Origin of the sequence: Streptomyces sp. NBC_01716 (genome assembly GCF_036248275.1) — a bacterium.
Classification (GTDB): Bacteria; Actinomycetota; Actinomycetes; order Streptomycetales; family Streptomycetaceae; genus Streptomyces.
This window is the reverse complement of record NZ_CP109181.1, coordinates 3,292,582-3,317,364: the sequence shown is the minus strand read 5'-3', so window position 1 is coordinate 3,317,364 and position 24,783 is coordinate 3,292,582. Positions and strand designations below refer to the sequence as shown.

The following is a 24,783-nucleotide window of genomic DNA, read 5'->3' as shown; positions in this document are numbered from 1 at the left end:
TGTCAGATGCTGAGGCCGTGGCCCCGGAGCCAGGGGAGCGGGTCGATCGCCGCGCCGCCGCCGGGCCGTACCTCGAAGTGCAGGTGCGGACCGGTGGAGTTGCCCGAGTTCCCGGAGTACGCGATCTCGTCACCGGCCTTGACCGAGCCGGAGCGGATCTTCGTGCTGCTGAGGTGGCAGTACCAGGTCTCGGTGCCGTCGGGGGCCGTGACGATCGCCATGTTGCCGTAGGCGCTGTTCCACTGCGTACGGACGGTGCCGTCCGTCGCCGCCATCACCGGCGTGCCGTACGCGACGGGGAAGTCGATGCCCGTGTGCATCGACATCCAGTTGACGCCGGCCTGGCCGTAGTACGCGCTGAGGGCGTGATTCGCCACGGGAATGGCGAACTTGGGGCGGGCGGCCTCGCGGGCCGCGGCCAGTTCCTCGCGCTTCTTCTTCTCGGCCGCCTGACGCTCCTTGAGGTCGATGCGCTCCTGGGTGCGGCTGGCGCGGTCCCCGAAGTCACGTGCGTCGGCGTCGAGAGCGGCGAGTTGGGTGTCGAGCTTGTTGTTGACCGCGGCCGGTTTGATCGCCGCCGCGTCCGACGCGGTGAGGGCGGTGGTCGAGTCGTCCTTGGTCTCGTCGGCGGCGCCGAGTCCGCCGACCGAGGCGGCGGCGATACCGGCGACACCCATCACACAGGCGGAGGGGACCGCGACGGTCAGCAGAGCCGAACGCTTCGCCGGTGAACGGCGCCTGCTGCGGCTGCCTCCGGCCGCCCGGCGGACGGGGCGCGGGGTGATGGTCGCGGCGGCGGCCCCGACAAGTCGGTCCGCGTGCTCGGAATGTTCGGAGTAGTCCGGATCGAACTCCGCCTCGGATTCCGACGCCTGTTCAGGCTCCGGACCGGGCGTGTCGTACTCGTGCTCGTCGCCGTGGGCGGGCGCCTCGTATGCGGGCTGCTCGTACTCCGGCGTCTCGTACTCGGACTGCGTGAATTCCGCCTGCGTGTACTCGGTTTCCTGCCGGTGCTCGATCTCGGGCTCGTACGCGGCCGGTTCGTAGGCGGCGGGCTCGTACGGGGCCGACTCGTAGGACTCGTACGCCGCGTTGTCGCCGTAGTACGGAGTCTCGGCCTGGAACGGTACGTCCGGCTGCGCGGCCGGTGCGCCCGAGTTCCAGGCGGTGGCGTCGTACGCGCCGGTGTCGGCGACGGGCGCCGCCCACTGGTCGGCCTGGACGCCCTGGCCGGTCGCGTCGTAGCCGTAACTGGCCGCCTGGTTCGCCTCGTTCCAGGCGTTCGCGTCCCACTGACCCGTCGTGTCGTACGACGGCTGGGGCTGCTGGGGCTGTGCCGCGTACGCGTCGTACGCCTCGTACTGAACCTGGGGTGCCTGCGGTGCCTGCGTCGCGTAGGGGTCGTAACCCGCGTTCCACTGCGCCGAGTCGTACTGACCGCTCTGGTCCGCGTCGTAAGTGACCGTGCCCGTCGGGCTCGTGCCCGGAAGCGCGCCGAAGAGCGGGTCGCTGTCGAAACTGCCTGAGGAGTAGCCGTCGTGGGCGGCGTATCCGGCGTGGGGGTGCTGGTCGTTCACCAACTTCTCTCTCGCCTCGGCAGCAGAACCAGGCTTCTGGGGCCGCCTTGACGAACGGGGGGACCCAGAAGGGAAAGCAGTGGCCGCGACTGTACCCGGCGGTATGCGACGGCGACAATCTTCGGCGGCTTCCGGGCGCTCTGGAAACGGGCATTCGGCCGTCTTTCGGCGGACTGCGGGCACACCTTTGGCCGTACGTTCGATGAGCGTTCGATTTCAAAGGGTCTCGGCGAGGTGTCGAAGCGACATCGAATCGGCTCTGGCCGCAACCACTTCCGGTGGCCGGCGTTTGGAACGCCGAGGTGCCTTCGGGGCCTCAGGCCACCGATATCGCGCCGTCGGCCTGGTCCCCGGCGCTCTCCGCCGCGCTTCCCGCCCATTCGGCCCATTCGATGAGCTCTGCCAGCCCGTCGCTGTCGTCGTGCTCCAGGACATAGCGGATGCCGGCGGCGACGGCCGGGTGCACCGGCAGGGCGAGGTGGCCGATACCGGTCACGCCCACGTTCTGCGTGTCGAGATCCGGGTGCTCGATGCGGGCACCCTCCACCGGTGACATGACCTGGTCGAGATCGCTCCAGAAGCTGACGAACCGGGTCCGGCAGCCGGGCGCCGGCTCCCGCAGCTCCTCGATGAGGTCCGAGCCGGGCCGCATCTGCCGGACGACGGGGTGCGCGCTGGCGAACGGGATGGCGCCGGTACCCGCGTGGGGTGTGCCCATGGTGACCAGGGTCCGTACCCGTACGTCCCCGCCCAGTCGCTGTACGTAGTACCGGGCGATCAGGCCACCGAGGCTGTGGCCGACGATGTCGACCTCGCGGTGCCCCGTACGGGCGCAGACCTCTTCGATACGCCGGCCGAGCACTTCGGCGGCCAGCCGGATGTCGCTGGTCAGCGGCGAGAAATTGAGCGATTCGAGGTGGCGCCAGCCGTGCCGGGCCAGGGAGCGGCGCAGCAGGACGAAGACGGAGCGATTGTCCACGAAACCGTGCAGAAGCAGGACCGGGCGCTTGGAGCGGCCCTCCGTGGGCAGTGCGGCGGCCTCGGGCGGCAGGTCGGGTGCCGGGCGTTCGTTGGCGATACCAACGGGATAGAGGACCAGGTGTCCCGCGAGGATCGCCATCTCCAGGATCGATGCCCGCAGGAGCGTGACGGGCAGTTCCCAGGCCGCGGGCCGCCGGACGACAGACGGGAAGGGCGAGAAGAGCTCGGAGAAAGGCGGGATCTTCATTGACCTACCTCCCTACACCACACAGGGAGCGATTCCCTTGTGGCTCCCGTGCCGGGTGGGGCCGACACGAAGCAGAGTGAACATATCCCCATGTGTGATTTCCCCCTCCCCGGCCGTCGCGAAACAGCAGCGTGCGAGATGCTGGAGATAACGTTCGTTCACTCTCCGTCCCTCGCCGGTACGGGGACCCGTGCCAATGACGACGAAGTCGGTATGTGGAGGCAGTGATGGGTGTGACCGGTCCGATCCGTGTGGTGGTGGCGAAGCCGGGTCTCGACGGCCACGATCGCGGGGCCAAGGTCATCGCGCGAGCGTTGCGGGATGCTGGTATGGAGGTCATCTACACCGGGCTGCACCAGACGCCCGAGCAGATCGTGGACACCGCGATCCAGGAGGACGCCGACGCGATCGGTCTCTCGATCCTCTCCGGTGCGCACAACACGCTCTTCGCGAAGGTCATCGATCTGCTGGCGCAGCACGACGCGCTGGACATCAAGGTCTTCGGCGGCGGCATCATCCCGGAGGCGGACATCGCGCCGCTGAAGCAGCTGGGCGTGGCGGAGATCTTCACGCCCGGCGCGACGACGACGTCGATCGTGGAATGGGTGAACGCGAACGTGTCCCAGCCGGCCGGAGCCTAAGTTATGTCCGGGCGTTCCGGGCGTTCCGGGTCGCCCGTCAGTTCCGACATCATCGCGGCGCGCAGACGCAGCGTGGAGACGAGCCGCTGGAACGCCTCCGACCAGTAGCCGCCCGCCCCCGGTGACGCGCCTTCGGCCTCGTCCGGGGTGGCGGTGAGTATTTCCAGGTGAGAGGCCTCCGCCGGGTCCAGGCAGCGCTCGGCGAGGCCCATCACACCGCTGAAGCTCCAGGGGTAACTCCCGCCGTCCCGCGCGATGTCGAGCGCGTCGACGACCGCCCGGCCCAGCGGCCCGGACCAGGGCACCGCACAGACACCGAGCAGCTGGAACGCCTCCGAGAGACCGTGCGCCGCTATGAACTCGGCCACCCAGGATGCCCGTTCAGCCACCGGCAGGGTGCCGAGCAGCTTCGCCCGCTCGGCGAGGGACGAGGCTCCCGGGCCGGCGACCGGGGACACGGCCGGCGGGCCCAGCAGGGCACGGGCCCAGCGGGCGTCGCGCTGACGGACGGCGGCCCGGCACCACGCGGCGTGCAGTTCGTCCGTCCAGTCGTCCAGGACGGGCAGCGTCACGATGTCCTCGGGCGTACGGCCCCCGAGCCGCTCCGGCCAGATCGACAGCGGTGACGCCTCCACCAGCTGGCCCAGCCACCAGGACCGTTCGCCCCGGCCGCTCGGCGGTGTCGGGCTCACCCCGTCGCGCTGCATGTCCGCGTCGCACTCGTGCGGCGCCTCAACGATGACGGTGGGGCCCGTGGGACCGCCGGTGCGGTCCAGGCTCACGCATGTCGCCGCCCGCGCCGCCATCCGCGCGGCCAGCGCGGAGTTCGGCAGCGCGGACAGCAACTCGGCGGCGGTCGCCCGGACATTGCGGCTGCGGTCGGAGAGCGCCTCCTCAAGGAAGGGCTCGTCGAGGTCGGAGAGCCCGGCGCGCAGCGAGTCGAGGAACATCAGCCGGTCCTCGGCGCGCTCCGTCGACCAGCTCGTGGCCAGCAGCGCCCGCGCCGCGTTCGCGTCCTGCGCGCGTACGGCGGCGAGCAGCGCGACCCGCTCCGCGAACAGCCCCTGCTCCCACAACTGCCGTACCGCTTCGGAGTCCTGGACGCCCGGCAGGACGGCGCCGCCGGAGGCACCGCGCAGGGCGAACTTCCAGTCCGGGTTGAAGCGCGCGAGCCAGAGCCCGCGCGGCCCGGCGAACGCGAGAGCGTGCGGCCGCAGGTCGTTGCGCCCGCGCGCGGCGTCCAGCAGCGCGGGCAGGGCGGCGGCGGGGGCGCGGTAGCCGTGGTCGTTGGCTGCGGTGAGCCACTGGGGGAGCAGTTCGGTGAGATCGGGGGCCGTACCGCGCCTGCCTCCCGTACCGGCCGGGGCCGAGCGGTCGGCCAGCAACTGCGCCAGGCGCCGGCGCGCCGGCTCCGGAAGTTCGCGGCGGTCGTCCTCGGGTGCCGGCTCCGGCCGGGCGGCGGCACGCGCCGGGAGCAGGCCCGCGCGGCGCCGGAGCGTGTGGAGCGCGGCGGCGTCCAGCAGCGCGACGGGCGCGTCCTGGCCGGGGGCCATGACGTCCGCGGGTGGTGTGCGGCGGTCCGTGCCGAGCAGGGCCGAGGTGACGAGCTCTTCCCAGGAAGTGGTGCCGGTCATCGGGTGCCTCCGTACGTATGGAGAGAGACGTATAGATAGAGGACGGGCATCCGGCACGGGGCGACCGGCCGGATTCGGATCACGTCAGCTGGACCGTCTCCGACGAGCCCGCCGACCAGACCGCCAGCGGGGTGAAGCCGCGGTGCCCGCACTCGCCGAAGACCGTGACCGGGCCGCCGCCCGACAGCGCCACGAGCTTCCACAGACCCGGCCTGCCGAGCGCGGCCGGCGCGATCGGCAGGGCCGACTCCCCGTCGGCGTCCGCCAGTTGCCACCCGTCCCCGTCCCCTCCGTCGGGGACGGGTATGACGTCGGTCAGCGTCACGGGCCAGGACTCCAGCCACGGATCCTCCCGCAGCGCCGAGCCGTACGCCTCCACCGCCGCCGTGGTCGTCCCGCCTGGCGGGGCCGTCCCGGTCGCCTCGGGAACGCCCACCTCCTCCCCGAGATCCGCCCGCAACTGCCCCGCCCCGGCGTGCGGCGTCAGCTCCGCCTCGATCACCAGGCCGACCGGCAGCGCCGGTTGCGGCGAACGTCCCGCCGCGCCGAACCCCAGCACCAGAGCCGTATGCCCCGACTCCCGCCCGTACAGCCAGATCCGGCGCGTGGTGATCTTGCCGTCAGACGTGTCGTACTGAGCGAGCACCAGCCAGTGGTCCTTGACCGGCGGTCCGTCGGCGGGCGAGGGAAGACCGACCCGCGTACGGACCGTCGTCGCCAGCGGCGCGGGCAGCCGCTCGATCCCCAGCCAGCCCTGATCCAGCAGATGCAGGAGCGCCGACTCTTCGAGCAGCCGCACCGGCCAGCCCGCCCCCGAGCCCGGGATCGAGCCCAACTCCCTCACCCGCGCCGCCAGTCCGGGCGCCTGCGCGTCCACCATGCGCGCGGCCGTCTCCTCCCAGAGCCCGTAACCGGACTGCTCGGCCGCCGCGAGACCGCCGCGCAGCAGATCGGTCAGCCGCTGCTCAAGCTCCTGCGCCCCGCCGGTGATCCGTGCCGCCCTGCGCTCCGCCCGGCGCCTGGCCGCCTCCGGATCGGCATGCCCGGCCGTCCCTTCGGCCTCGGCCTTCGCTCTCTCCTCCTGCTCCTCGCTCCGCTTCCTGCGGCCCCTCAGCCACTCCTCCGCCCAGTCGGGCGCGGGCCCGTCCCCCACATCCACGACGGTCCTGACGGCGGCCGTCCCCTCGGCCGCCCAGAGCAGCAGCAGCCCCAGCGCGTGCTTGCACGGAAACTTCCGGCTCGGGCAACTGCACTTGTACGCGGGGCCTTTCGTGTCTATCACCGTCTGATACGGCTTCTTGCCGCTCCCCTTGCACAGCCCCCACACGGCCCCCTCGCCGCTGCTGCCCGCGTCCGACCAGGGCCCGGCCGCGCTCAGCCTGGCCCCCGCCCTGCGTGACGCATCGTCAGGCGCCAGGGCCAGCACCTGCTCCGTCGTCCAGCGCACCCCCGCGATATCCATGTCCAAGACGTTAGGCCGCCCCACTGACAATCGGCTCCGACCTGCGGAAACGGCCGATTGTCAGTGGCATGGTGCACGGTGGAACCCATACCCGGTCGAACGATCTGGAGGGGGAGCCATGACCATGCCCGAAACGAGTGCGACGACCGCGGGGACGGTTGGCGGGACCGTCGGCGGGGCGGCCGGTGCCGAGGTCCTGCGACCGCACGCCGAGGACGCCTTCGCCGGTGAACTGGCGGCGCTCGCCGCCGCCGACGACCGTCCCCGGCCGCCCAGGTGGCGGCTGTCGCCGTGGGCGGTCGCGACCTATCTCCTCGGCGGCACGCTCCCGGACGGCACGGTCGTCACGCCGAAGTACGTGGGCCCGCGCAGGATCATCGAGGTCGCCGTCACCACCCTCGCCACCGACCGCGCGCTGCTGCTCCTCGGCGTTCCCGGCACCGCGAAGACCTGGGTGTCGGAGCATCTGGCCGCCGCCGTCAGCGGTGATTCGACACTGCTCGTACAGGGGACGGCGGGGACGCCCGAGGAGGCAATCCGGTACGGGTGGAACTACGCGCAGCTGCTCGCCCACGGCCCGAGCCGGGACGCGCTCGTGTCCAGCCCCGTCATGCGGGCCATGGCCGAGGGCATGACCGCCCGGGTCGAGGAGCTCACCCGTATCCCGGCCGACGTGCAGGACTCGCTCATCACGATCCTGTCCGAGAAGACCCTGCCGGTCCCGGAGCTGGGGCAGGAGATCCAGGCCGTCCGCGGCTTCAACGTGATCGCCACCGCCAACGACCGCGACCGGGGGATCAACGACCTGTCGAGCGCGCTGCGCCGCCGGTTCAACACAGTCGTCCTGCCACTGCCGGCCACCGCCGACGCGGAGGTCGACATCGTCTCGCGGCGCGTCGACCAGATCGGGCGCTCGCTCGACCTGCCCGGCGGCCTCGAAGGCATCGCCGAGATCCGCCGGGTCGTCACGGTCTTCCGCGAGTTGCGCGACGGCGTCACGGCAGACGGCCGTACGAAACTCAAGTCCCCGTCCGGGACGCTCTCCACGGCCGAGGCGATCTCCGTCGTCACCAACGGCCTCGCGCTCGCCGCGCACTTCGGCGACGGTGTGCTGCGGCCCGGCGACGTCGCCTCCGGCATCCTCGGCGCCGTCGTGCGCGACCCGGCGGCCGACCGGGTGATCTGGCAGGAGTATGTGGAGACGGTCGTGCGTGAGCGGGACGGGTGGAAGGACTTCTACCGCGCCTGCCGAGAGGTCAGCGCATGACGACCCCCGCGAGGGACGCGTCCCCCGCCCAGGACGGGTCCGCCGTCCCGGCGCGGCCCGCCGGGAGCGGGCCGCTGTTCCTCGGCGTCCGGCACCACGGGCCCGGTTCCGCCCGTGCCGTCGGGGCCGCCCTCGACGCCGCGTCGCCGCTCGCCGTCCTGATCGAAGGCCCGCCCGAGGGCGACGCGTTGGTGTCCCTCGCGAGCGATCCTCAGATGCGCCCGCCCGTCGCGCTGCTCGCCCATGCCGTGGACGATCCGGGGCGCGCGGCCTTCTGGCCGCTTGCAGACTTCTCCCCGGAGTGGGTCGCGATCCGCTGGGCGCTGGCGCACGATGTCCCGGTCCGCTTCATCGACCTTCCCGCGACGCACTCCCTGGCCATCACGGAAGCGGAGGCGGAAGCGGACGGGGCGCCGGACGGCGAGAGCGCACCCGGTCCCGACGACCGGGCCGAAGCCCTGCGGATCGACCCGCTCGCCGTTCTCGCCGAAGCCGCCGGATACGACGACGCCGAGCGGTGGTGGGAGGACGTCGTGGAGCACCGCGCCGCCGCCGACGACCCGTTCGCGCCGTTCGCCGCCGTCGGCGAGGCGATGGGAGCCCTGCGCGAGGAGTACGGGGACGGCGGCCACCGCCGTGACCTGGTCCGCGAGGCATACATGCGGCTCCAACTCCGGGCCGCGCGCAAGGAGTTCGGGGACGACCGGGTCGCCGTCGTCTGCGGAGCCTGGCATGTGCCCGCGCTCGGCGCGCGCACCACGGCCACCGCCGACCGCGCGCTTCTCAAGGGACTGCCCAAGGTCAAGTCCGAGATGACCTGGGTGCCGTGGACGCACCACCGGCTGGCCAGACGCAGCGGTTACGGCGCGGGCATCGACTCCCCCGGCTGGTACGGACACCTCTTCGCCTCCCCCGACCGCCCCGTGGAGCGCTGGATGACCAAGGTCGCCGGTCTGCTCCGCGAGGAGGACCGGCCCATCTCCTCCGCCCATGTCATCGAGGCCGTCCGGCTCGCCGAGACCCTGGCGACCATGCGCGGCCGGCCGCTGGCGGGACTGACGGAGACGACCGACGCGATCCGTGCCGTCATGTGCGACGGGTCGGATGTGCCGCTCGGGCTCATCAGGGACCGGCTCATCGTCGGCGACGTCCTGGGCGAGGTCCCCGACTCCGCGCCCGCCGTGCCGCTCCAGCGTGATCTGACCCGGTCGCAGCGGTCGCTGCGCCTGAAGCCGGAAGCGCTGGAGCGTGAGCTGGAGCTCGACCTCCGCAAGGAGATCGACGCGGGACGCAGCAGGATGCTGCACCGGCTGCGACTCCTCGGCATCGGCTGGGGCGAACCGTCGGCGGGCCGCGGCAGCACGGGCACGTTCCGCGAGAGCTGGCGCCTGCGCTGGGAGCCCGAGCTCTACGTACGGGTCGCCGAGGCCGGGGTCTGGGGCACCACGGTCCTCTCGGCGGCCACCGCCAAGGCCGAGTCCGGGGCGGTGTCGGCGACCGCGCTCTCCGACGTCACGGCCCTGGCCGAGCAGTGCCTCCTGGCCGAACTGACCGACGCCCTGCCCGTGGTGATGAAGGCCCTGGCGGACCGCGCCGCGCTCGACGCGGACGTCGCCCATCTCGCCCGGGCCCTGCCCGCGCTCGCCCGCTCACTGCGCTACGGAGACGTCCGGTCCACCGACACGGCGGCGCTCGGCGAGGTCGCCGCCGGGCTCGCGGAGCGGATCTGCGTCGGACTGCCGCCCGCCTGCGCCGCGCTGGACGCGGACGGCGCGGCCGAGATGAGAGGCCACCTCGACAGCGTCCACACCGCGATCGGCCTTCTGCCCGACACCCCCGGCCGGCCTGCCGGGGACCTGGCCGGGCGCTGGGACGCGGTGCTGCGGAAACTGGCCGCGCGGGACAGCGTGCCCGGTGTCGTCCGGGGCCGGTCCGCCCGGCTGCTCCTGGACGAAGGGCGCCTCCCGGAGGACGAGGCCGCACGCCTCATGGGCCTCGCCCTGTCGCCCGGCACCCCGCCGGCCGACGCGGCGGCCTGGATCGAGGGGTTCGTCGGAGGAGCCTCCGGCGGCGGAATGCTCCTGGTCCACGACGAACGGCTGCTCGCCCTGGTGGACACCTGGCTGACCGGGGTGCCCGCCGGGTCGTTCACGGACGTGCTGCCCCTCCTGCGCCGTACGTTCTCCGCGTACGAGCCCGGAGTGCGCCGCACGCTCGGCGAGTTGGTCCGGCGAGGACCGGCCGGCGGCGGGGCGCGGCCCGACCGTTCCGACGCGGGGATCCCCGGCTTCGGAGCCGGCATCGACGAGACCCGCGCGGACGCCGTTCTCCCGGTGCTGCGCCTGCTTCTCGCCGGCCCCGCGCCAGTTGGGCACGACAACGACAACGACCTCGCGGGGGTGGCCCGATGACCACGGCCGGACAGACGGACGACGTGACCAGCCACGTGACCAGCCACGTGACCAGCCACGTGACCGGCGACGTGACGGACGACGCGATGGGCAGCGTGACGGGCGACGCCGCCGACGAGCGGCTGCGGCGCTGGCGGCTGGTGCTCGGCGGTGACTCCGCCGACGGCACCGGCCGCGCGCTCACCGGCCAGGACGCCGCGATGGACGGTGCGCTGACCGCTCTGTACGGAGGAGGGGACAGCGGCACGTCCCGGCGGAGCGGCGGCAACCGCTCCGCGGGGCTCGGCGCCTCCGCCCCCTCGGTCGCCCGCTGGCTCGGCGACATCCGGACGTACTTCCCCACCTCCGTCGTCCAGGTCATGCAGCGTGACGCGATCCAGCGGCTCGGGCTCTCCGCGCTCCTGCTCGAACCGGAGATGCTGGAGGCCGTCGAGGCGGACGTCCATCTCGTGGGCACGCTCCTCTCCCTCAACAAGGCCATGCCCGAGACGACCAAGGAGACGGCGCGCGCCGTCGTACGGAAAGTCGTCGCCGACATCGAGAAGCGGCTCGCGACCCGTACCAGAGCCACGCTCACCGGCGCCCTCGACCGTTCCGCGCGGGTCAGCCGGCCGCGCCACCGGGACATCGACTGGGACCGCACCATCCGCGCGAACCTCAAGAACTACCTGCCGGAGTACGGGACGGTCGTCCCCGAACGCCTCATCGGATACGGCCGCGCCTCGCAGTCCGTGAAGAAGGAGGTCGTCCTCTGCATCGACCAGTCCGGATCGATGGCCGCGTCCGTCGTCTACGCCTCCGTGTTCGGCGCCGTCCTCGCCTCGATGCGCTCCCTCTCCACCCGGCTCGTCGTCTTCGACACCGCGGTCGTCGACCTCACCGACCAGTTGGACGACCCGGTCGACGTCCTGTTCGGTACCCAGCTCGGCGGCGGCACGGACATCAACCGCGCGCTCGCCTACTGCCAGTCGCGGATCACCAGGCCCGCGGACACCGTCGTCGTGCTGATCAGTGATCTCTACGAGGGCGGAATCCGCGACGAGATGCTGAAGCGCGTCGCCGCGATGAAGGCGTCGGGCGTGCAGTTCGTGGCGCTCCTCGCGCTGTCCGACGAGGGCGCGCCCGCCTACGACCGCGACCACGCGGCGGCCCTCGCCGCCCTCGGCGCCCCCGCGTTCGCCTGCACCCCCGACCTTTTTCCGGAGGTGATGGCGGCGGCGATCGAGAAACGCCCCCTGCCGATACCGGACACGACGGCCAACCCCTAAAACCGGATCCGGGGGCGGTCCGTATCGCGTGGACTCGGTGTCTGTGACAGGTATCACCGCTCAGGGGTGATCTGTGATTTAGGGGTCCACGGCCCACGGGGATAACCTGCGAGACGGACATGCCGCGCTCCGGGACTCCGTCTGCGCCTTCCTTGTGACAAGTGCAGTCACGTTGCCCACAGCGGCACGCCCACGCGGATTACGAACCGCGATACTGCGAATTTTGGAAGACAGACAAGGGACGGACGCGCGTGGACCTGTTCGAGTACCAGGCGAGGGATCTCTTCGCCAAGCACGGTGTACCGGTGCTGGCCGGTGAAGTCATCGACACGCCTGAGGCGGCGCGCGAGGTGACCGAGCGTCTCGGCGGCAAGGCTGTCGTCAAGGCGCAGGTCAAGGTCGGCGGCCGGGGCAAGGCCGGCGGTGTGAAGCTGGCCTCCGACCCGGCCGACGCGGTTGCCAAGGCCGACGCCATTCTGGGCATGGACATCAAGGGCCACACGGTCCACAAGGTGATGCTGGCCGAGACGGCCGACATCGCGGAGGAGTACTACGTCTCCTTCCTCCTCGACCGCACCAACCGCACCTTCCTGGCCATGGCCTCCGTCGAGGGCGGCGTGGAGATCGAGGTCGTCGCCGAGGAGAACCCCGACGCGCTCGCCAGGATCCCCGTCGACGCCAACGAGGGCTGCACCCCCGAGAAGGCCGCCGAGATCGTCGCCGCCGCCAAGTTCCCGGCCGACATCGCCGGTCAGGTCGCCGATGTCCTCCAGCAGCTGTGGACCGTCTTCATCAAGGAAGACGCCCTTCTGGTCGAGGTCAACCCGCTGATCAAGTCCGGTGACGGCAAGATCATCGCGCTGGACGGCAAGGTCTCGCTCGACGAGAACGCCGATTTCCGCCAGCCCGACCACGAGGCCCTTGAGGACAAGGCCGCGGCCAACCCCCTCGAAGCCGCCGCCAAGGCCAAGAACCTCAACTACGTCAAGCTCGACGGCGAGGTCGGCATCATCGGCAACGGCGCCGGGCTCGTCATGAGCACCCTCGACGTCGTCGCGTACGCGGGCGAGGCCCACGGCGGCGTGAAGCCCGCCAACTTCCTCGACATCGGCGGCGGCGCTTCGGCCGAGGTCATGGCCAACGGCCTGGAGATCATCCTCGGCGACCCGGACGTCAAGTCCGTCTTCGTCAACGTCTTCGGCGGCATCACCGCGTGCGACGAGGTCGCCAACGGCATCGTGCAGGCCCTGGAGCTGCTCAAGTCCAAGGGCGAGACCGTCAGCAAGCCCCTGGTCGTTCGCCTCGACGGCAACAACGCGGAGCTGGGTCGCAAGATCCTGTCCGACGCCAACCACCCGCTCGTACAGCGCGTGGACACCATGGACGGCGCGGCCGACAAGGCCGCCGAGCTCGCGGCTGCGAAGTAAAGGTAAAGGTCACCAACACCATGGCTATTTTCCTGACCAAGGAAAGCAAGGTCATCGTCCAGGGGATGACCGGTGCCACCGGCATGAAGCACACCAGGCTCATGCTCGCTGACGGCACCAACATCGTCGGCGGAGTCAACCCGCGCAAGGCCGGTACGTCCGTCGACTTCGACGGCGTGGACGTCCCCGTCTTCGGCTCCGTCAAGGAGGCGATCGAGAAGACCGGCGCCGACGTCTCCGTCCTCTTCGTGCCCCCGGCCTTCGCCAAGGCCGCCGTCGTCGAGGCCATCGACGCCGGGATCGGTCTCGCCGTCGTCATCACCGAGGGCATCGCGGTGCACGACTCCGCCGCCTTCTGGGCGTACGCGTCGAGCAAGGGCAACAAGACCCGGATCATCGGCCCGAACTGCCCCGGTCTCATCACCCCCGGCCAGTCCAACGCCGGCATCATCCCGGGCGACATCACCAAGCCCGGCCGGATCGGTCTCGTGTCCAAGTCCGGCACGCTGACCTACCAGATGATGTACGAGCTGCGTGACATCGGCTTCTCGTCCGCCATCGGCATCGGCGGCGACCCGGTCATCGGTACGACGCACATCGACGCCCTCAAGGCGTTCGAGGCCGACCCCGACACCGACCTCATCGTGATGATCGGCGAGATCGGCGGCGACGCCGAGGAGCGCGCGGCCGACTTCATCTCGCAGCACGTGACCAAGCCGGTCGTCGGCTATGTCGCGGGCTTCACCGCGCCCGAGGGCAAGACGATGGGCCACGCCGGCGCCATCGTCTCCGGCTCGTCGGGTACCGCCGCCGCCAAGAAGGAGGCCCTTGAGGCCGCGGGCGTCAAGGTCGGCAAGACGCCGACCGAGACGGCCGGTCTCGCCCGGGCCATTCTCGCCGGCTGATTGCTGCCTGTACGGTCTTACGGAGTACAGCAGTTGTCCTGCTGAACAACGCGCGTGGGCCCGCACCTTTCAGGTGGTGCGGGCCCACGCGCGTTCTCGTTCCCCGGCGGGGCGCGGTGTCAGGGGATACGGGGCACCAGCCGCCCCGGCCCGTTCAGCGGTACGGCGCGGAGCTTGGCGCGCAGCTTCAGGTCCTGCTTGCTGAGCTTCTGCGGCCCGTGCGGTGGCGGGATGCCGCCGACCCGCTGACCCGGCGCGGGCGTCGGCTCGTACCGCGTCGGGGCCGTGACCACCGTGAAGGCCGTCGCCCCGATGATCAGCACGGTCACCGCGATCGCGACCCGCGTCCAGAACGTGGCGCGGCGCTCGCTGCCGATCCGCACGGTCGACGCGGGCGCGACGGCGGGAGCCGACACGGTCTCCGCCAGTTCGCGCAGACTCTCGTGCAGGACGGCCGGGTCCTCAAGGTCGGGCAGCCGCTCGGCGACGGCCTCGCGCGCGTGCAGCAGCCGGTTCGCCGTGGCCGGGGAGGTGGCCTCGGTCTCGGCGGCGGCCTCGGGCAGGTCGATGCCCAGGCCGTCGTAGAGCAGCAGCGTGCGCCGGTACACCGGCGGCAGGTCGAGCAGCGCCCGGCGCAGCGGGCGGCCGTCGCGGTCGCCGTTGGCCGGGTCCGGGTGCCGGTGGGCGCGGCGGAACCGGTGCCAGGGCGAGGTCGCGTAGTCGTGCGCCGCGGCCCGTACCCAGCCCGCGGGGTCGCGGTCGACGGCGACCTCGGGCCATCGCTGCCAGGCGAGTTGGAAGGCACGCTCGACGGACTCCTGCGCGAGGGTGCGGCGCCCGGTGAGCAGATACGTCTGGCGTGCGAGGGCGGGGGAGGAGTGCGCGTACAGCTCGTCGAAGGCCTGGGCGGGGGTGAGTTTGGCGGCCTCGGCCGCCGCCGCTCCCGCCAGGGCCTCGGCTTTCTCCTTGCGGCGCTGGGCGTTCTGCTGGGACCGGCTGTCGGCCTTGACCGTACGGACCGGGCGGCGGTTGAGCGGCTTCTTGAGGGAGGGGGAGGGGGCGGCGACGGGAGCCTTCCGGGCGGCGGCGGGAGCCGGAGCGGGGGCGGGACTTGGGGTTGCCGGCGGGGTCTCCTGCGCCGGCTCCGCCGCGACCGGTGCCGGCTGCTTCGCGGGCCCCTGCTCGGCACCGGCGTTCCCCGCCCCCTTCGGCCGCCGCTTCCGCTTCGCCGGCTTCTTCGTGTCGATCTCCGCCGCGAACGCCGCCAGCAGCCGGGCGTACGCCTCCCGTCTGCGCCCCTGCGGTGTCGTACGCCCGGTCTCCCAGGATCTGATCGTCGCCCGGGTGACTCCCAGCGCGACCGCCATGTCCTTCTCGGTCACGGCCTTCGCCTCACGCAGCCTGCGCCGCTCCTTGGGGGAGGGAAGGGGAGGCACCGAAGAGGTACGAGTGGTGCTCTGCGTCATGGAGAACTCCCCGCGGCACTGTACGGGCCGAAAAAGTACATAAACGTATATTGAGCGACACAGCGGTTATCCGCCCGTTACGCGGTTTAAGCGCGTGTCGTTGGCAGCATGGCGCCGTGACTCAAGTGAGCGGGCGCAACACCACGTTGTCCTCGGCCTCGGCGACCGAACGGGGCCGGGCCGCTGCGCTGACCGCCGCGTTCCTCCGGGGCGGGCTCGCCGCGGGCCTCGGTCTCGGCGGTCTGGCCGTGCTGGTGATCGCGGCGTGGATCAGCTCCCCGTACCCCGACAGCGGCGCCGGGGGAGCCCTCCACATCGCGGCGGCGCTCTGGCTGCTCGCCCACGGCGCGGAGCTCGTACGGCCCGACACGCTGTCAGGGGTGCCCGCCCCCGTCGGACTCGTACCCCTGCTGGTCGTGGCGCTGCCGGTGTGGCTGGTCTACCGGTCCTCGCGCGACGCGCTGGAACCGGAAGAGGGCCGGCCGCAGCTCACGGCCCTCGGCGGGGTGTGCACGGTCGCGGGCGGATATCTGCTGGTCGGCGCCGCCGTCGTGGTCTACGCCCGGGGCGGACCGCTCGCCACGGACTCGTTCGCCACGGCGCTCCGGCTGCCTCTGGTGCCGGTGCTGGCGTCCGCGGCCGGAGTGTGGGTGGGGAGCGGCAAGCCGCTCCACAGGCTGCTCGACCGGCTGCCTGGCCTCAAGAGGGAGGGCCTCGGAGCGGACGCGTCGGACACGGAGGTCAGGGCCGCCGCGGTGAGCGCTGCCGGGCGGCGCCGCCGGGCCGTCGTCGTGCTGCGGTCGGCGACCGCCGGGGCGGCGGTCCTGCTGGGCGGAGGGTTTCTCCTGGTCGTCTGTTCACTGACATGGCACGCGGGCGCGGCACAGGAATCGTTCCTGAACCTGGCGGCGGCCTGGTCCGGACGGATCGCCGTCCTGCTGCTGTCCGTCGCGCTGCTCCCGAACGCGGCGGTCTGGGGCGCGTCGTACGCCCTCGGCCCCGGCTTCGCGCTCGGTACGTCGGCGACGGTCACCCCGCTCGCCGTCACGGGCAGCCCCGCGCTGCCGCCCTTCCCGCTGCTGGCCGCCGTGCCCGCCGAGGGGCCCGGCATGGCCGTGACCTGGGCGGCGGGAGTCGTGCCTTTCGCGGCCGGGCTGATGATCGCCCGGTTCACCGTACGGGTCGCAGCCCCGCCCTACGCCGAACGGGACGAGGCCTGGAGTGCACGCGACACCGCGCTCGCGGCGGCGCTCGCCGGGGCCGGGTGCGCGGTGCTGATGGCGGCTCTTGCCGCCGTCGCGGGCGGGCCGCTGGGGACGGGGCGGCTGGTGGAGTTCGGGCCTGTGTGGTGGCTGACCGGGGCGGCGGCGCTGGTCTGGACGGTGGGGATCGGCGTACCGGCGGCGCTGTTGGTACGGGTCTGGCGGCTGCGCGAGCGGCGTGGGACGGACGATGCCGATGAGTTCGCCGCGCTCGACGCCGAGGCCGAAGACGAGGGGGAGACGGACGTGGTGAGCGGGCCGGAGACGGCGGACAGGAGCGCCGCGTCGGAGGAGGAGCCGCCGGACGCGCCGGACGCTGCCGCCTCGTCGAAGGGCTCCTGGTGGCGACGGATCCCGTGGCAGCGCGGAGAGGCCCCGGACGACGGGCCGGTGGAGCCCGGGAACGGGGACGGTAACGGGAACGGTGACGGTGCGGCCGGGGGCGCGGAGGACCGTCTGCCCACCCTGGACGGCGCCGGACCGGTGGACGATCCGTACGACTTCCTGCCGATGGACGCCTTGCACGACCGGGACAAGGGGGATTCCCAGGAGGCGTCCGGCGGTCCGAAGCCGGCATCCAAGAGCGGGCCCGCGCCGGAGCCGGAAGCGAAGGCCGCCGACTGATCCGCACCACTCGAACGAGCGGCGGCCCCGCCCTTCCCGGATCCGGGAGGGACGGGGCCGCCGTCAGATGTTCCGCGTGCTCCCCGGCTACTTCTGGACGCCGAAGACGGGGACCAGCGAGTCGGGAAGCTTGTCGTTGCAGGACAGTTGGCCCGTCTTCGTCAGCGCGTCGTTCACGCAGGTGTAGTAGTCGCGGTAGACCAGCTGCACGGTGAACGTCGCCGCCACGACCAGCAGCGCGATGGCCGCCGTGACGATTCCGCTCACGGCGGCGGTCGTCTGCGGCTTGTGCGCCGCCGCGCCCTGCGCCGGGGCACCCGGCACACCCGGGGCCGGCGGAGCCGTGGTGGTCGCCGCGGGAGACGCCGTACGGGAGTCGGAGGCCGAACCCGAGCCGGAGGCCGTGGTCGTACCGACGTCCGAAGCGCGTGCCGCCGCCTGGCCCTGGCCCTGACCCTCGCCCGCCGGACGGGGCAGCGGCGCCTTGGCCCGGAGCGAGCTGACGCCCCAGTACAGGGCGAGCGCGCCGAGGAGCAGCGCGATCTCCGGGAAGTCGAACAGGGCGAAGAAGAAGGCCCACATGCCGGAGAGCAGCGAGTACCTGGCGCGGCGCTGGAACGGGTCGGTCGGGTCCCAGCGCAGGCCGCCCCTGCCGCCGGGACTGCCCTCCGGACCGTCCTGGCGGTCGCCGGGGCCGTTCCGCTCGCCGCCCGGTCCGCTCTGGCCACCCTGTCCACCGGGCCTGCCGCCGAATCCGCCCGACGAGCGCCCCGGCTGCCGGCTGCTCCACTGGCTGCCCCAGGACGAGCGGTCACCGCCCGACCGGTCGTCCGGCGTCCCGCCCCCGTTCTGGGGATGACGCGGCTGCCACGGCTGGTCGGGCCTGTCCTCCGGCGGCGGCGCGAAGGGGTTGTCGTCGGAGGACCCGGAGGCCCCCGAGGATCCGGACGACCCCGAGGACCCGGACGACCCCGAACTCCCGGAAGAGTCGGGGGATCCCGAGCCGGTCGACTCCGGGCCCGAAGACCCCGAAGAGCCCTCCGGCCCCGAGGACCCGGCGGACGAGGACTGGCGTTCCCGCATCAGAAGCACCGGCCCGGTGGGCTGCGGGACATGAAGTGCCGTGCGGTGTCGTCGGTCCGGCATCTGGTGAACGTCTTCCCCTCAGACCCCTTGGCGTAAGGGGTCTTGTGTCGTATGGCCCATCCTGGAGACAGGTCCGTGTCCCCAGACGCTACCTCCCGGCCGAGCCCCCGTCCCCCGGGGGCCGTTCGGTGTGCCGGTATCGTTGCTGACGGTCGGCTCCTTCATAGAGTTCCCCGAACCGGGAGACACGATTCGTTCGTACGACCACACAACGCCGTACGACCCGCACGACCCGCGAGGCTGTGCTCGCTTCCAGAAAGGCGTTCCGCCGTGGCCTCCCCGCCGTCCCCGCCCGCCCCCGACGACCCGGTCACCCCGACGGAACCGGGCTCTCCTGTCGAATTCGGCTCCCCGGCCCGGCTCGTGGTCCTCGTCTCCGGCTCCGGTACGAATCTCCAGGCCCTGCTCGACGCCGTCGCCGCCGACCCGGAGGGGTACGGCGCCCGTATCGTCGCCGTCGGCGCCGACCGCGGCTCCATCGCCGGGCTGGAGCGTGCCGAGCGGGCCGGGCTGCCGACCTTCGTCTGCCGCGTCAAGGACCACGCGACGCGCGAGGAGTGGGATGCCGCGCTGACCGGGGCGACCGCCGCGTACGAGCCCGATCTCGTCGTCTCGGCCGGTTTCATGAAGATCGTCGGGAAGCGGTTCCTCGCGCGCTTCGGCGGCCGGTTCATCAACACCCACCCCGCCCTGCTGCCCAGTTTTCCCGGTGCCCACGGGGTGCGTGACGCGCTCGCGTACGGGGCGAAGGTCACCGGTTGCACCGTCCACTTCGTCGACGACGGCGTCGACACCGGCCCGGTCATCGCGCAAGGCGTGGTCGAGGTGCGGGACGAGGATCACGAGGACGGTGGCGTCGCTCTCCATGAGCGCATCAAGGACGTCGAGCGACGGCTGCTCGTCGATGTCGTGGGGCGTCTCGCCCGGCACGGCTACCGCATTGAGGGACGAAAGGTAACAATCCAGTGAGCGTCGAGAAGACAGCCGAAGCAGCCGCCGCCGAGGGTACGAAGCGGCCCGTCCGCCGCGCGCTGGTCAGCGTCTACGACAAGACGGGCCTGGAAGAGCTGGCCCGTGGACTGCACGCGGCCGGTGTCACGCTCGTGTCGACCGGCTCCACCGCCGCGAGGATCGCCGCCGCCGGGGTGCCCGTCACCAAGGTCGAGGAGCTGACGGGCTTCCCCGAGACGCTCGACGGCCGCGTCAAGACGCTGCACCCGCGCGTCCACGCCGGCATCCTGGCCGACCAGCGGCTCGCCTCCCACCGCGAACAGCTCGCCGAACTCGGCATCGAGCCCTTCGAGCTGGTCGTCTCGAACCTCTACCCCTTCCGCGAGACCGTCGAGTCCGGGGCCACCCCCGACGAGTGCGTCGAGCAGATCGACATCGGCGGTCCGTCCATGGTCCGCGCCGCCGCCAAGAACCACCCGTCGGTCGCCATCGTCACCAGCCCCGCGCGGTACGGCGACGTCCTCGCGGCCGTACAGGACGGCGGGTTCGACCTGCCGACCCGCAAGCGGCTCGCAGCCGAGGCGTTCCAGCACACCGCCGCGTACGACGTGGCCGTGGCCTCCTGGTTCTCGGCCGACTACGCCGCCGCGGACGACTCGGGTCTCCCCGACTTCCTGGGCGCGACGTACGAGCGTACGAACGTCCTGCGCTACGGCGAGAACCCGCACCAGCCCGCCGCGCTCTACACCGCGGGCTCGGGCGGCGGCCTCGCCGGCGCGGAGCAGCTGCACGGCAAGGAGATGAGCTACAACAACTACACGGACACCGACGCCGCGCGCCGCGCCGCCTACGACCACTCCGAGCCGTGCGTCGCGATCATCAAGCACGCCAACCCGTGCGGCATCGCGATCGCCGGCGACGTCGCCGAGGCGCACCGCAAGGCCCACGCGTGCGACCCGCTGTCCGCGTTCGGCGGTGTGATCGCCGTCAACCGGCCGGTCTCGGTCGCGATGGCCGAGCAGGTCGCCGAGATCTTCACCGAGGTCATCGTCGCGCCGGGCTACGAGGACGGCGCCGTCGAGGTGCTGGCCCGCAAGAAGAACATCCGCGTGCTGCGCTGCGAGGGCGGGCCTTCGGCTCCCGTCGAGGTGAAGCCCATCGACGGCGGTGCGCTGCTCCAGGTCACCGACCGTCTCCAGGCCGACGGCGACGACCCGTCGACCTGGACGCTCGCCACCGGCGAGGCCCTGTCGGACGCCGAGCTGCGCGAGCTGTCCTTCGCGTGGAAGGCGTGCCGCGCGGTCAAGTCCAACGCGATCCTGCTCGCCAAGGACGGCGCGAGCGTCGGCGTCGGCATGGGGCAGGTCAACCGCGTGGACTCGGCGAAGCTCGCCGTGGAGCGCGCGGGCGAGGAGCGGGCCCGTGGGTCGTACGCGGCGTCGGACGCGTTCTTCCCGTTCCCCGACGGTCTGGAGATCCTGCTGGAGGCGGGCGTCAAGGCCGTGGTGCAGCCGGGTGGTTCGGTACGTGACGAGCTGACGGTCGAGGCGGCGAAGAAGGCGGGCGCGACGATGTACTTCACGGGGACGCGGCACTTCTTCCACTGAGCTGCCGCCACGGGACTTCCAGAACACGCCCCAACGCCAGAAGGCCGTAAACCCCGTCGCCAGGACGGGTGTTACGGCCTTCTGGCATACGCCCTGTTCGCCGAAGCAATCAGGGGCGGTGACGCGGGGTCAGTAACGGGGGCGCTTGAACCACGCCGCGCCGTCCGACTTCGACACGAAGACGATCAGCAGAATGCTGAGAACGATGTGGACGATGCCCACGACCCCGCCGAAGGGGTAGATGCCCAGGACTATGGTCAGCGCGCCGTAGACGATCAGCGCGGTGCGCAGGCCGGCGCCACCGGTGTTGATCTTGATTGCCAGGATGATCGACGCGACGGTCCACACGACCGCGATGAAGGTCATGAACCAGAGCACACCGCTCGACTGGTCGACCAGGCTCTGGAACTGCGAGTCGTCGGCGAGTTCGTCGCTGTCCTTCGCCGCGTTGAGCGCGATCGCGGCGAGCAGGAAGATCACGCCGCCGATCAGGCTGAGCCCGGAGAGAATCCAGAGGAACACCCGGGACGCCGACACACCGCCCGGCATCGTCTGCGGGCCGCCGCCCATGGGACCGCCGGGGTAGCCGCCGTAGGGCTGGACCGGGGGAGCCTGCGGGTAGCCGTAGTTGGGCTGCTGGGGCTGCTGGCCCTGCTGCGGGTAGCCGTATCCGGGCTGGCCGCCCTGGGGCTGGCCCTGCTGTCCGTATGGGTTGTTCGGGTCGCCAAAGCTCATGGCGGGTTTCCTCCGTTGGTGACGCGGGGACATCGCGGATCCGAAGGAGGAAACATCACACAACCGAGCGGTTTGCCCCCCAACACTGACCGCGCACTGCGCGGCTCATCGTGCGGGTTTTGCCGACTTTTTGTCCAGTCGGTATTCGTATGCGTTGTGCAAGTGCAACCTGGGCACGCTCCGTTGATCTTGGTTCCGTACCGGCGGATTGGAACAGCGGTGGGGTCATCCGCGAAGATGGGCGCATGACCGCCCAAATTCTCGATGGCAAGGCCACCGCAGCCGCGATCAAGTCCGACCTGACCGCCCGCGTGGCGGCCCTCAAGGCGCAGGGCATCACCCCCGGACTCGGGACCCTGCTCGTCGGGGACGACCCGGGCAGCCGTTGGTACGTGAACGGCAAGCACCGCGACTGCGCCGAGGTCGGTATCGCCTCCATCCAGCGCGAGCTGCCCGACACCGCGACGCAGGGGGAGATCGAGGCAGTCGTACGCGAACTGAACGCGAACCCCGAGTGCACGGGCTACATCGTCCAACTCCCGCTCCCCAAGGGCATCGACACCAATCGCGTCCTGGAGCTGATGGACCCGGAGAAGGACGCCGACGGGCTGCACCCGATGAGTCTCGGCCGGCTGGTGCTCAACGAGACCGGGCCGCTGCCGTGCACCCCGTACGGCATCATCCAGCTGCTGCGCGCGCACGGTGTCGAGATCAAGGGCGCGCATGTCGTGGTCGTGGGGCGCGGGATCACCGTGGGCCGCTCGATCCCGCTGCTGCTCACGCGTAAGTCCGAGAACGCGACGGTGACGCAGTGCCACACCGGCACCCGTGATCTCTCCTCGCATCTGCGGCAGGCCGACATCATCGTGTCGGCGGCCGGCGTGCGCCACATCATCAAGGCGGAGGACGTGAAGCCGGGCGCGGCGGTGCTGGACGTCGGCGTCAGCCGCGACGAGCACGGCAAGATCGCGGGGGACGTCCACCCGGACGTCGCGGGAGTGGCAGGGTGGATCTCACCGAACCCCGGCGGAGTCGGCCCGATGACCCGCGCGCAGCTGCTGGTCAACGTGGTCGAGGCGGCGGAGCGCGCCGGAAGCGTGAGCGGAACGTGAAAGGGGCACCCATGGGTGCTGGTACGAGTGCGGGTGCCGGTGCGGCAGCGGCCGCCGAGCCCGGAGGCGGTGACGGCGTCGGGCTCGGCGCGGGCGCGGGCGCGGTGAACGATCCCGTGGCAGCGGACGGCGGGCCGGGTACGGCCGCGTACGTGGGGGAGAACGAGACGGACGGGGAGGCGGCGGCCCCCGGGCCCGCTGCCTCGCGGCGCTTTCCGACCGTGACGCAGGACACCGCGCGCCCCGAGGGCGGCGGCCGGGCGGCTCCCGGCGACGCGCCCGCGCCCGCCCGTCAGTGGCCGCTGCTCACGGTGCTGGGCGCGAGCGGTCTCGGGCTGCTGATCGTGGGCGTCGCGCCGTTCGACGAGTCGTTCCGTTACGGCACGATCCTGATCGGTGTGGCGTTGATCACCGGCGCGGTCCTGCGGCGGGTCATGCCGTCGGTCGGCATGCTGGCCGTACGGTCGCGCTTCACCGACATGGTGACGTACGGACTGCTCGGTGTCGCGATCGTGCTGCTGTCGCTGATGACGCAGCCGCAGCCGTGGCTGGAGATCCCGTTCCTGGAGGATGTCGTCCACTCCACGGTCCCGTAGGCGTGCCACGTAAGAAACAAGACGGCGCCCATCCCCTCCCCCGAGTCAGGACGGGCGCCGTCGGCATGTTGCTAGCGTCATGGACGCGCCAAACGGGATCAAGGTCAGACAGATGCCTGTGGCACGGAAGTGACCATTCCGCCATGGTGTGATCGTCGGGCAACGGGTGCGAGACTGTGGGACGGAATCGGCGGCGGCGCGCGAGGGGGCGCGGGGACTGTCCCGAATGCTCCGGCGCACTCCCATTTCTGGAACTGACACCCTGGCTCCGCGCATCAGTTGGGGTAGCCGTCGGCCGTCGTGGGGGCGTGGCAGGGCGGAGCACATCAGGAACGTGCGGGGGGACAAGGGGGAGGCAATGCCTCGTTGGAAGGCACTACCGGAGGAGCTCGACCCACAGGTCAGAGAGTTCGCGACGCAGCTGCGGGGGCTCGTGGACAAGAGCGGCCTGAGCATCGCCGCCGTTTCTGACCGCACCGGCTACAGCAAGACGTCGTGGGAGCGGTATCTCAACGGCCGGCTGCTCCCGCCCAGGGGCGCGATCATGGCGCTCGCCGAGGTGACCGGTACGAATCCGCTGCACCTGACGACGATGTGGGAGCTGTCGGAGCGGGCGTGGAGCCGTTCCGAGATGCGCCACGACATGACCATGGAAGCGATCCGGATCTCCCAGGCGCGGGACGCGCTCGGCGAGTTCGGCGGCGACCCGGTCGGCGGCCCCGGCGGCGCGGGGAGCAGCCGTCCCGGGGGACGTACGGCGACACCGCCCGGCGCGGGCAGGGGAGCCCACTCCGCGAACCGCCCCCCGGCGGGCGCCCCCGCGGGACCTCCGCCCGGCTTTCCGCCGTCGGCGCCCGTGCCGCCGCCCCCTGGCCGGCGTCGGCCGGCGATATTCGTGGCGGCCCTCGTCGGCGCGCTGGTGCTGATAGCCGGGGCCGTTCTGCTGACCGACCTGGGCGGCGGTGGCGACGACGGCAAGCAGAAGGTCGCCGAGTCCCCCTCGCCGAAGCCGACCGCCAGCGCGTCCGAACTGCCTGTCGGCGTGAAGTGCTCGGGCGACGACTGCACGGGCGAGGACCCCGAACTCATGGGCTGCGGCGGCGAGTTCGCCGAGACCGCGACGACCGCGACGGTCGGTACGGCGGTGGTCGAGGTCCGCTACAGCGAGACGTGCGGGGTTGCCTGGGCGCGCATCACCGAGGCGGCGCCGGGCGACACGGTGGAAATCGCGGCGGACCAGGGCGAGGGCAAGCCCCAGACCGGCACGGTGAACGCCGACAAGGACGCGTACACCCCGATGGTCGCGGTGGCGACAGCGGACGAGGCAAAGGCGTGCGCGACGCTGACGACGGGCGTGGAGGGCTGCACGACGGCGAACGGCTGACCCGCGGGGTCGCCTCCGGCGGGGGTTCGTGGTGCGGGGTGCGCCTGCGGCGCCGGGTGGGTTGCGGTCGGTGTCCGGGT

19 protein-coding genes are annotated in these 24,783 nt (G+C 71.9%); 12 read left to right on the top strand and 7 right to left on the bottom strand.

Annotation, left to right across the window (positions count from 1 at the left end):
• Positions 1 to 2: 2 nt before the first annotated feature.
• Both OIE74_RS14335 and OIE74_RS14330 read right to left on the bottom strand, forming a co-directional pair.
• Positions 3 to 1,577 carry a peptidoglycan DD-metalloendopeptidase family protein gene (locus tag OIE74_RS14335; RefSeq protein WP_329382888.1) on the bottom strand — a complete coding sequence of 525 codons (1,575 nt, stop codon included), beginning with the start codon at positions 1,575 to 1,577 and terminating at the stop codon, positions 3 to 5.
• Positions 1,578 to 1,893: 316 nt separating this feature from the next.
• Entirely contained in the window at positions 1,894 to 2,805 is a 912-nt protein-coding gene (locus tag OIE74_RS14330) for an esterase/lipase family protein (RefSeq protein ID WP_443076111.1), read from the bottom strand.
• A gap of 227 nt (positions 2,806 to 3,032) precedes the next feature.
• Here OIE74_RS14330 and OIE74_RS14325 point away from each other — a divergent pair, with 227 nt between their 5' ends.
• Positions 3,033 to 3,446, top strand: a complete 414-nt coding sequence (locus tag OIE74_RS14325; protein ID WP_329382885.1) for a cobalamin B12-binding domain-containing protein — start codon at positions 3,033 to 3,035, stop codon at positions 3,444 to 3,446.
• Here OIE74_RS14325 and OIE74_RS14320 read toward each other — a convergent pair.
• Positions 3,443 to 5,080 carry a DUF5691 domain-containing protein gene (locus OIE74_RS14320; RefSeq protein WP_329382882.1) on the bottom strand — a complete coding sequence of 546 codons (1,638 nt, stop codon included), beginning with the start codon at positions 5,078 to 5,080 and terminating at the stop codon, positions 3,443 to 3,445. The genes OIE74_RS14325 and OIE74_RS14320 overlap by 4 nt on opposite strands.
• A 79-nt stretch (positions 5,081 to 5,159) precedes the next feature.
• Positions 5,160 to 6,542 (bottom strand): SWIM zinc finger family protein, encoded by a 1,383-nt coding sequence (locus OIE74_RS14315; RefSeq protein WP_329382879.1) that lies wholly within the window; start codon positions 6,540 to 6,542, stop codon positions 5,160 to 5,162.
• Between the two features lie 118 nt (positions 6,543 to 6,660).
• Here OIE74_RS14315 and OIE74_RS14310 point away from each other — a divergent pair, with 118 nt between their 5' ends.
• From OIE74_RS14310 to sucD, 5 genes are all read left to right on the top strand, one after another.
• Entirely contained in the window at positions 6,661 to 7,809 is a 1,149-nt protein-coding gene (locus OIE74_RS14310) for an ATP-binding protein (protein ID WP_329382876.1), read from the top strand.
• Entirely contained in the window at positions 7,806 to 10,220 is a 2,415-nt protein-coding gene (locus OIE74_RS14305; protein WP_329382873.1) for a DUF5682 family protein, read from the top strand. Before OIE74_RS14310 ends, OIE74_RS14305 begins: the two co-directional genes overlap by 4 nt.
• Positions 10,221 to 10,306: 86 nt before the next feature.
• Positions 10,307 to 11,488, top strand: coding sequence for a VWA domain-containing protein (locus OIE74_RS14300; RefSeq protein ID WP_329392296.1), 1,182 nt, complete (start codon positions 10,307 to 10,309; stop codon positions 11,486 to 11,488).
• A 251-nt stretch (positions 11,489 to 11,739) separates the two neighbouring features.
• Positions 11,740 to 12,915 (top strand): ADP-forming succinate--CoA ligase subunit beta, encoded by a 1,176-nt coding sequence (gene sucC / locus OIE74_RS14295; protein ID WP_329382871.1) that lies wholly within the window; start codon positions 11,740 to 11,742, stop codon positions 12,913 to 12,915.
• Positions 12,916 to 12,935: 20 nt separating this feature from the next.
• A complete protein-coding gene (gene sucD / locus OIE74_RS14290) occupies positions 12,936 to 13,820 on the top strand; it encodes a succinate--CoA ligase subunit alpha (protein WP_329382868.1) in 885 nt (294 codons plus the stop codon).
• A 119-nt stretch (positions 13,821 to 13,939) separates the two neighbouring features.
• Here the strand turns inward: sucD and OIE74_RS14285 are convergent, their stop codons facing one another.
• Positions 13,940 to 15,286 carry a helix-turn-helix domain-containing protein gene (locus tag OIE74_RS14285; RefSeq protein WP_329382865.1) on the bottom strand — a complete coding sequence of 449 codons (1,347 nt, stop codon included), beginning with the start codon at positions 15,284 to 15,286 and terminating at the stop codon, positions 13,940 to 13,942.
• Positions 15,287 to 15,402: 116 nt separating this feature from the next.
• On the opposite strand from OIE74_RS14285, the gene OIE74_RS14280 reads away from it, so the two are divergent.
• Positions 15,403 to 17,172 (top strand): cell division protein PerM, encoded by a 1,770-nt coding sequence (locus OIE74_RS14280; protein ID WP_329382863.1) that lies wholly within the window; start codon positions 15,403 to 15,405, stop codon positions 17,170 to 17,172.
• 87 nt (positions 17,173 to 17,259) lie between these two features.
• Here the strand turns inward: OIE74_RS14280 and OIE74_RS14275 are convergent, their stop codons facing one another.
• The gene (locus tag OIE74_RS14275) at positions 17,260 to 18,318 is read right to left on the bottom strand and encodes a hypothetical protein (protein ID WP_329382860.1); all 1,059 of its coding nucleotides are present in this window, start codon (positions 18,316 to 18,318) and stop codon (positions 17,260 to 17,262) included.
• A gap of 363 nt (positions 18,319 to 18,681) precedes the next feature.
• Between OIE74_RS14275 and purN the strand changes: the two genes are divergently transcribed.
• A complete protein-coding gene (gene purN / locus OIE74_RS14270; protein ID WP_329392295.1) occupies positions 18,682 to 19,287 on the top strand; it encodes a phosphoribosylglycinamide formyltransferase in 606 nt (201 codons plus the stop codon).
• On the top strand, positions 19,284 to 20,876 hold the full coding sequence (purH, locus tag OIE74_RS14265; RefSeq protein WP_329382856.1) for a bifunctional phosphoribosylaminoimidazolecarboxamide formyltransferase/IMP cyclohydrolase: 1,593 nt from the start codon (positions 19,284 to 19,286) through the stop codon (positions 20,874 to 20,876). The genes purN and purH overlap by 4 nt, the downstream gene beginning before the upstream one ends.
• Before the next feature lie 129 nt (positions 20,877 to 21,005).
• Here purH and OIE74_RS14260 read toward each other — a convergent pair whose 3' ends face one another.
• Positions 21,006 to 21,611: a hypothetical protein gene (locus OIE74_RS14260; protein WP_329382853.1), complete on the bottom strand. Its 606-nt coding sequence runs from the start codon at positions 21,609 to 21,611 to the stop codon at positions 21,006 to 21,008.
• Positions 21,612 to 21,856: 245 nt separating this feature from the next.
• On the opposite strand from OIE74_RS14260, the gene OIE74_RS14255 reads away from it, so the two are divergent.
• The 3 genes from OIE74_RS14255 (at position 21,857) to OIE74_RS14245 (ending at position 24,703) form a co-directional block, all read left to right on the top strand.
• Entirely contained in the window at positions 21,857 to 22,723 is an 867-nt protein-coding gene (locus tag OIE74_RS14255; protein ID WP_329382850.1) for a bifunctional methylenetetrahydrofolate dehydrogenase/methenyltetrahydrofolate cyclohydrolase, read from the top strand.
• 11 nt (positions 22,724 to 22,734) lie between these two features.
• A complete protein-coding gene (locus OIE74_RS14250; RefSeq protein ID WP_329382847.1) occupies positions 22,735 to 23,319 on the top strand; it encodes a DUF3017 domain-containing protein in 585 nt (194 codons plus the stop codon).
• Between the two features lie 358 nt (positions 23,320 to 23,677).
• On the top strand, positions 23,678 to 24,703 hold the full coding sequence (locus OIE74_RS14245) for an XRE family transcriptional regulator (RefSeq protein WP_329382845.1): 1,026 nt from the start codon (positions 23,678 to 23,680) through the stop codon (positions 24,701 to 24,703).
• The last annotated feature ends 80 nt before the right edge of the window (positions 24,704 to 24,783 follow it).

Excerpts from the sequence above, each read along its gene's own strand:
- OIE74_RS14330 (WP_443076111.1), bottom strand. The coding sequence starts at position 2,805 with ATGAAGATCCCGCCTTTCTCCGAGCTCTTCTCGCCCTTCCCGTCTGTC.
- OIE74_RS14325 (WP_329382885.1), top strand. The coding sequence starts at position 3,033 with ATGGGTGTGACCGGTCCGATCCGTGTGGTGGTGGCGAAGCCGGGTCTC.
- OIE74_RS14320 (WP_329382882.1), bottom strand. The coding sequence starts at position 5,080 with ATGACCGGCACCACTTCCTGGGAAGAGCTCGTCACCTCGGCCCTGCTC.
- OIE74_RS14315 (WP_329382879.1), bottom strand. The coding sequence starts at position 6,542 with ATGGATATCGCGGGGGTGCGCTGGACGACGGAGCAGGTGCTGGCCCTG.
- OIE74_RS14310 (WP_329382876.1), top strand. The coding sequence starts at position 6,661 with ATGACCATGCCCGAAACGAGTGCGACGACCGCGGGGACGGTTGGCGGG.
- OIE74_RS14305 (WP_329382873.1), top strand. The coding sequence starts at position 7,806 with ATGACGACCCCCGCGAGGGACGCGTCCCCCGCCCAGGACGGGTCCGCC.
- OIE74_RS14300 (WP_329392296.1), top strand. The coding sequence starts at position 10,307 with ATGGGCAGCGTGACGGGCGACGCCGCCGACGAGCGGCTGCGGCGCTGG.
- sucD (WP_329382868.1), top strand. The coding sequence starts at position 12,936 with ATGGCTATTTTCCTGACCAAGGAAAGCAAGGTCATCGTCCAGGGGATG.
- OIE74_RS14285 (WP_329382865.1), bottom strand. The coding sequence starts at position 15,286 with ATGACGCAGAGCACCACTCGTACCTCTTCGGTGCCTCCCCTTCCCTCC.
- OIE74_RS14275 (WP_329382860.1), bottom strand. The coding sequence starts at position 18,318 with ATGCCGGACCGACGACACCGCACGGCACTTCATGTCCCGCAGCCCACC.
- OIE74_RS14260 (WP_329382853.1), bottom strand. The coding sequence starts at position 21,611 with ATGAGCTTTGGCGACCCGAACAACCCATACGGACAGCAGGGCCAGCCC.
- OIE74_RS14255 (WP_329382850.1), top strand. The coding sequence starts at position 21,857 with ATGACCGCCCAAATTCTCGATGGCAAGGCCACCGCAGCCGCGATCAAG.
- OIE74_RS14250 (WP_329382847.1), top strand. The coding sequence starts at position 22,735 with ATGGGTGCTGGTACGAGTGCGGGTGCCGGTGCGGCAGCGGCCGCCGAG.
- OIE74_RS14245 (WP_329382845.1), top strand. The coding sequence starts at position 23,678 with ATGCCTCGTTGGAAGGCACTACCGGAGGAGCTCGACCCACAGGTCAGA.